We start from the raw sequence: 6635 nt of genomic DNA on the forward strand, positions 1-6635 counted from the left end.
GCTGGTCGTATGGGGGGTCTTAATAAGACAATACACTTCGATTTTCTTATTAAGGCGCTTAATAAGAAAATCCGTGCGGATTGTCTCATTGAGGAAAACGCCCGGAACGCCCCTAAACCCGCACCTCCTGAAACTCCCCCAAACATCCCGGCACTCCGACTGCCGCGGGCATGCACCAGGGCATACACCGAGGCATATACCGGGGCATGCACCAGTGCATACAGCAGGGCCCCGAACCCTTGGTAATTCAAGGATTAGGGGCCCTAGCCTATATGCGTTCGCCTACACGCTCACGCCGCCCGAAAGCAGCGAGTCAGCGGTACAGGCAAATGCGGTTACTTCACGCCGCGCATGAGCTTCTGAACCGGCTTGTGCACCAGGAACAGCAGCACACCGGTCGCGATGGTGATAATGCCCATCCAGGTGAAGTAGGGAACCTCAGTCTCCATGCTGTAGAACGGAGCCAACCAACCGGAGAGCACGGTACCCATTGCCACGGAGGTGAAGTACAGCGCCATCATGTTCACGCGGTGCGCCTTCGGTGCGAGCTTGGTCGCCAGCGAAATACCCACCGGCGAAATAATCAGCTCAGCGATGGTGCAGACGAACAGAATCAGCACGATCCAGCCGACGTTCACGCTCTGAACGCCCGCCTGAGCGAGGAAGATCCAGAACGCCAGACCAATAATGATCAGCGCTGCGGAGAACTTCAGGGTGGTGACCGGCTGGCGGTCGCCCCACTTGGTCCACAGGGCGGAGAACATCATGCCGAAGATGATGATGAAGATCGGGTTGATGGAGTTGACCAGGTTCGGGCTCAGCTCCATGCCCAGGATGTTCCAGTTGAGGCGCTCATCCGAGTACACCGCCATGACGGTGAACTGCTGCTGGTACAGCGCCCAGAACACGGCGTTTGCAATCCACAGGGGGATAAACGCGGTGACGCGGGAACGCTCATCGGAGGTGACGTCCTTGGCGGTCAGCATCTGTGCGAACAGGGCGATAGCGCCGATGAAGATGAAGCCCATGACCCAGTTCTTGAGGTTGTCTGCGGTCATCAAACCGGTTGCCAGCAGGATACCGATAACGACCACGATACCGACCAGTGCCAGGGCGAAGTTGCGCTTCTGGGCGCTGGTGAAGGGGGTGCCCACGTGGTGCACGGAGGCGGGCAGGTTCTTGCGGGTCAGCGCGTACTGGGTCAGGCCGGCGGCCATACCGATGGCAGCCAGACCGAAGCCCAGGTGGAAGCCACCGGCAGTCCAGCCCCAACCGGTCAGGAGCGGGCCGAGGAGTGCACCGGTGTTCACGCCAATGTAGAAGATGGTGAAGCCCGCATCGCGGCGTGAGTCGTTGTCGCTGTAGAGCGAACCGACCAGCACGGATGCGTTACTCTTCAGGCCGCCGGAGCCGATAGCGACCAGCAGCAGACCAATCACCACGCCCGGCACACCGGGGATGAGGGAGAGGGAGATGTGACCCGCCATAATGCCGATGGCGGAGTAGAAGAGGGTGCGCTCGGGGCCGAGGATGCGGTCACCGAGGATACCGCCGAGGATTGCCATGAGGTACACGACTGCACCGTACGCGCCGATAACGCCGGTGGCGAGGTCCTTGTCGAGGCCCAGGCCGCCCTTGTCGGCGGTGTAGTACAGGTAGTAGATCATGATGCCCTGCATGCCGTAGAAGGAGAAGCGCTCCCACATTTCTACGGTGAACAGGTTCGCGAGCATACGCGGGTGGCCGAAGAAGGTCTTGGTATCCTTGGGTTCGGCACCTGTGATGGTGTGAGACATGGTGGTAATTCTTTTCTGTGCAAGCCCGGGGTTCTGTGTGACCCGGACAATATATTTACAAGTGTATACCCTTATCCATGTATATGTATACATGGTACACACCTATATTTCACAGAATAAACTCTTAGTCAGTGCATGAAAAACCATTTCGATTTTTTCGTATGCACTGCTTCTGAATCTCACAAACCCCCAAATACCGGGCTAGATGCGCCACGCACCCCCAACGCGATAGAGTGGAACCACAACTATGCCCACCCGGCACCTCGCCGTGCCGACCGGCGCATTTTTAACCATTTCAAAGGAGAACCCCATGTCTGTAGTACCCCAGGTTGACCCCCGCGACGTTCCCGCCGGTGCGACCATTATCGACGTTCGTGAAGACTACGAGTGGGAGGGTGGCCACGTGACCGGCGCAAAGCACATCACCCTCAGCACCCTCGCCGACCGCCTGGCCGAGCTGCCCGCACCCGGCGAGGACTTCTACGTCATCTGCCACGGCGGTGGCCGTTCGAACCGCGCGGCAACCTTCCTGCGCGGATGCGGCTATGCGGCCCACAACATTGCTGGCGGCACCAGCGCATGGTTCGCCGCCGGTCTGCCGATGACCAGCGAGAACGGCGAAGCTCCCGCGGTCGTTCACTAAACCACCGGTTCGCCTGCACGCCATACAATGGAGTCCGTGACTGAAACTTCCGCGGACCGTATGTTTTCTACCTCGAACGCTCCCGCTTCTGCGCCCGATTCCCACGCCCTGCCGAGTATTCTGCAGAGCATCCCGTGGGATGCGCAGACGCGGGAGCTTGTCGTGCGCCCGCTGCCTTTCGCGGTGAACTGCGAGGAGGCGTATCCGCTGCTGACCGGTGGTGCTGAGTATTCCTTCTGGCTGGATTCGGCGCGCGAGGAGTCGCCCATGTCGGTCGCCTCGTATGTGGGTGTGGTTCCGGCGCAGCTGTCGCCCCTGCGCGTGGATTCGGCGCGTGCGGCGGCTGAATCTGGCGGGGAAGACCCCTTCGCCCAGCTGGAGGCGGCGCTCGCCCGCGCACCGCGCGTGCACCCGGATACCGCGGCGGCAACCGGTCTGCCCGCGGGTTTGCGCGGCGGTTACGTGGGCTATTTCGGCTACGAGGCGCGTGCCGCCATGGGCCTGGAGCACGGCCACCCGGTGCCGGGCTATCTGCCGGCGCATGAGGCGCCGACCCCGGATTCTCTGTGGTTGCCGGCGGTCCGCTATCTGGTGCATGAGCATGCCCGCCCGGGGGCTGCGGCGCGTAGCTGGCTGGTGGGCGATGAGTCGTGGTGCGAGGCGGCGGAGCGGCTGCTGAGTGCGGCGGGGGAGCGTGCCTCGGAAATTGCCTCCGACAGCACCCCCGTAAATACCCCTGAGCTCACTGAGCCCCTGCTCTTCCCGGCACCCGCCGCGGAAGCCTACATGGACTCCGTGCGCGCTAGTCAGCACGAAATATACGAGGGCAATAGCTACGAGGTGTGCCTGACCGCGCAGACGGTTGCTCGCATCCAGAATCCGAGCCCGGAGCTTTTCTTTGAACTGTACCGCCGCCAGCGCGCCCACAACGCCGCACCCTATGCGGCGTATTTGCGGTGCGGTGATTTTTCGGTGCTTTCTTCTTCGCCGGAGCGTTTTTTGAGTGTGGATACGCACCGCAACGCGCAAACCAAGCCTATTAAGGGCACGGTGCCGCGCGGCGCCACCCCGGAGGAAGACGCCGCAGCAGCGGCATGGTTGCGTACCGATGAGAAGACCCGCGCCGAGAACCTCATGATCGTGGATCTGCTGCGTAATGACCTGTCTACGGTGTCTGACCCGGCGTCCGTGCGCGTGCCCGTGCTCATGGGTGTGGAGAGCTACTCGACCGTGCATCAGCTGGTGTCTACGGTCAGTTCGCGTTTGAGTGAGGGAATTTCCGCGGTGGCTGCCGCGCGGGCGTGCTTCCCGGGTGGTTCGATGACGGGTGCCCCGAAGCCTTCGACCATGCAGATTATTGAGGGTCTGGAGGGTCGCGCTCGCGGCGTGTATTCGGGTGTCCTGGGGTTTGTGTCGACGGATGGTTCAGCGAACCTGTCGATTGTGATTCGCACGCTTGTGGCGCACGATGAGGGCACGGTGACTCTTGCCGCCGGTGGCGCTATCGTGGCTGATTCCGACCCGACCGCCGAGTATGAGGAGATGCTGACGAAGCTGCGTGCCGCGTTGCCGCCGTCGGTGGGTCGCGTGGTGGAATAGCCTAGCGCTGGAATAGCACAGGGAATAGCCTGCGCCGCCTGCACGTGAGCCGCTACACTTGAACTATGACTAAGCTTTCTGAAAACCTCCCCATTGAAGAAGCCCGTGAACGCCTGCGCCAGCTGATTTCTGAGCTGGCTGTGGTGCGCGGGCACGTGGTCCTCGCCTCCGGCAAGGAAGCCGACTACTACGTTGACCTGCGCCGCATCACCCTGCACCACGAGGCTTCCCGCCTGGTGGGTCAGGTCATGCTGGACCTGCTGGATAAGAACGGCATCGAGTTTGAGGCTGCTGGCGGCCTGACCATGGGTGCTGACCCGGTGGGTACCGCGATTATGCGTGCCGCTGGCGATCAGGACCGTGCGATTGACGCGTTTGTGGTGCGTAAGGCTCAGAAGTCTTACGGCATGGGCCGTCAGGTGGAGGGCCCGAGCGTTGAGGGTCGCCGCGTGGTTGCTGTTGAGGACACTTCCACGACCGGTGGTTCTGCGCTGACTGCTGTTGAGGCGCTGCGTAAGGCTGGTGCTGAGGTTGTGGCGGTTGCTGTGATTGTTGACCGTGCGACCGGCGCTAAGGAGCATGTGGAAGAGGTTGCGGGCGTCCCGTGCCTGTACGCGTACTCGAAGGATGAGCTGGGCCTGGACTAGTCTCTACTGGCTTGGACTAGGACCTCGTGATTTTTTAAGACGTTCCCGTTGCGGCGGGTAAACCCGTGCCGCTGGCTACTGTGTGTGGCTGGTGGTGCGGGTTTTTGTCTGTAAGATGGCTCTGTGGGCGCCGGAGTGGCGCTGGTTGTTGGCGTGAAGGTGGTTGTGATGGTTGAGAATCGTGAGGCGGCTGAGGCTGTGCCTGCGGAGGCGGCTGTAGCTGAGGCTGTTGAGGGTACTGAGCAGGGTACTGCCCGTTTTGAGGTGGGTGTGGGCCCGTGGGAGGGTCCGTGGCCTGAAGGTGACCATTGGGATGAGGAGCTGCTGCGTGAGGGCGACCGCCGTAACGTGGTGGATAAGTACCGTTACTGGTCGATGGACGCGATTATTGCTGACCTGGATACGCGCCGCCATGATTTTCATGTGGCGATTGAGAATTGGCAGCATGATTTGAATATTGGCACGGTGGTGCGTACTGCGAATGCGATGTTGGCGAAGGAGGTCCATATTATTGGGCGTCGCCGCTGGAATCGTCGTGGTGCGATGGTGACGGATCGTTATCAGCATGTGCGTCATCATCCGACGATTGAGGATTTTGTGGCGTGGGCGCAGGGTGAGGGTCTGGAGATTATTGGTATTGATATTTTTCCGGATTCGGTGCCCCTGGAGACCTATGACCTGCCGAAGAAGTGTGTGCTGGTTTTTGGTCAGGAGGGCCCGGGCCTGTCGGAGGAGTTGCATGCGGCGGCTAGGGATACTCTGTCGATTGAGCAGTTTGGGTCGACGCGTTCGATGAATGCGGCGACGGCTGCGGGTATTGCGATGCATGCGTGGGTTCGCCGCCATGTGTTTGGTCAGATTCCGTCGTAGTTTGGCGGCTGTTTATGAGGTGTTTAAAGGTTCCGATGCGTTGCGTGCGCGTCGGAACCTTTCTGTTGGGGGTTGGGGTGGCTTAAACCACGCATGGAATTACCTAGGCGTGTTAGTGTTAATGCAAATCACAGGAGATATGAGAATCGCACTCTCAATTTCAGTTTGGGGTATGCGATGGATTTCCTGGCTTCGGCTCGCCAATGGTTGCGGGCTGTGGATATGAATGACCGCGGCGTCATTCTCCTGAAAGGAGTCGGTAACAATGAAGAAATCTTCTGCTCTGTTCGCCTGCTTTGCTTTAGCTTTAAGTTCCTGTGCCGCTGCGCCTAAAGATACTAGCCTCAAAGCCCAGCTGGATTTTGAAAATAACTATATTACTCTTCCGCTCGACGAATACGACATGAGTGACCAGGCCCAAGATATAACATATAGGGCGTATTTGTTGATTCTTAAAGAGTGCTACGCGAAAAAGGGATACGATTTTGAAATTCTAGAAAACGGCTTGGTTTCTGGCAACGCCTCCCAGTACGGCTCCTGGAATGTGAAGCATGCGGCGAATCATTTTACGTCCAGCAAAGTCAGAGAAGAGCAGGAAAGGATTTATGAGAGCATCCCTGAAGACGTCAGGGCCAGCTGCCGCGAAGAGCATCGGGAAGAACTGGATATGCTCTATTTTGATGAGGCTGATGAGAAAAAGTACCGCCCCGTCGGTCGTATCCGTGGCGAAGCGTACCAACGCGCGCAGAGTGACCCTGAATGGAAGAAAGCCCGCTCAGATTGGTGGGACTGCCAGCGTCAGGAAGGGTTGACTCCTCGCACCGGGGACGGTGAATGGTCGAGCAAAGAAACGGCCAATCTGAATGCTGATGATCCCAAAGTGTTGGAGGAGGTTATCCGCCTGGCAACCATTGAAGCTCAATGTAGCGAGAAGGTGAGGTTGGCTCAGCGTTTGGGTGATCTTGAGGCGTCCTATCAGGGTCCTTTGATTGAGAAGAATCAGGCGTTGCTGAATGATTTGAAGGCCTATCGTGACGCGAAGATAGCCAAGGCGCGTGAAATTATCGCCACCCGCCAGTA

General features: G+C 59.3%; 6 protein-coding genes. 5 read left to right on the forward strand and 1 reads right to left on the reverse strand.

The window, feature by feature from the left end:
• Nucleotides 1-335: 335 nt before the first annotated feature.
• On the reverse strand, nucleotides 336-1796 hold the full coding sequence (locus HMPREF2674_RS02630; RefSeq protein WP_070824740.1) for a peptide MFS transporter: 1461 nt from the start codon (nucleotides 1794-1796) through the stop codon (nucleotides 336-338).
• 310 nt (nucleotides 1797-2106) lie between these two features.
• Here HMPREF2674_RS02630 and HMPREF2674_RS02635 point away from each other — a divergent pair, with 310 nt between their 5' ends.
• From HMPREF2674_RS02635 to HMPREF2674_RS02655, 5 genes are all read left to right on the forward strand, one after another.
• Nucleotides 2107-2439, forward strand: coding sequence for a rhodanese-like domain-containing protein (locus HMPREF2674_RS02635; RefSeq protein ID WP_049347541.1), 333 nt, complete (start codon nucleotides 2107-2109; stop codon nucleotides 2437-2439).
• Between the two features lie 27 nt (nucleotides 2440-2466).
• Nucleotides 2467-4038: an anthranilate synthase component I family protein gene (locus HMPREF2674_RS02640; RefSeq protein WP_070824741.1), complete on the forward strand. Its 1572-nt coding sequence runs from the start codon at nucleotides 2467-2469 to the stop codon at nucleotides 4036-4038.
• Nucleotides 4039-4103: 65 nt separating this feature from the next.
• Entirely contained in the window at nucleotides 4104-4685 is a 582-nt protein-coding gene (gene pyrE / locus HMPREF2674_RS02645; protein WP_005507935.1) for an orotate phosphoribosyltransferase, read from the forward strand.
• Nucleotides 4686-4808: 123 nt separating this feature from the next.
• The gene (locus HMPREF2674_RS02650) at nucleotides 4809-5555 is read left to right on the forward strand and encodes a TrmH family RNA methyltransferase (RefSeq protein ID WP_246826157.1); all 747 of its coding nucleotides are present in this window, start codon (nucleotides 4809-4811) and stop codon (nucleotides 5553-5555) included.
• 265 nt (nucleotides 5556-5820) lie between these two features.
• Nucleotides 5821-6635, forward strand: an 815-nt coding sequence (locus HMPREF2674_RS02655; RefSeq protein ID WP_070824742.1) for a hypothetical protein, incomplete at its 3' end; no start/stop codon positions are given.

The sequence above is a fragment of the Rothia sp. HMSC062F03 genome (assembly GCF_001836905.1).
GTDB classification, from domain to species: domain Bacteria; phylum Actinomycetota; class Actinomycetes; order Actinomycetales; family Micrococcaceae; genus Rothia; species Rothia mucilaginosa_A.

Coding starts and splice junctions, on each gene's coding strand:
- HMPREF2674_RS02640 (WP_070824741.1), top strand. CDS start 2,467: ATGGAGTCCGTGACTGAAACTTCCGCGGACCGTATGTTTTCTACCTCG.
- HMPREF2674_RS02635 (WP_049347541.1), top strand. CDS start 2,107: ATGTCTGTAGTACCCCAGGTTGACCCCCGCGACGTTCCCGCCGGTGCG.
- pyrE (WP_005507935.1), top strand. CDS start 4,104: ATGACTAAGCTTTCTGAAAACCTCCCCATTGAAGAAGCCCGTGAACGC.
- HMPREF2674_RS02630 (WP_070824740.1), bottom strand. CDS start 1,796: ATGTCTCACACCATCACAGGTGCCGAACCCAAGGATACCAAGACCTTC.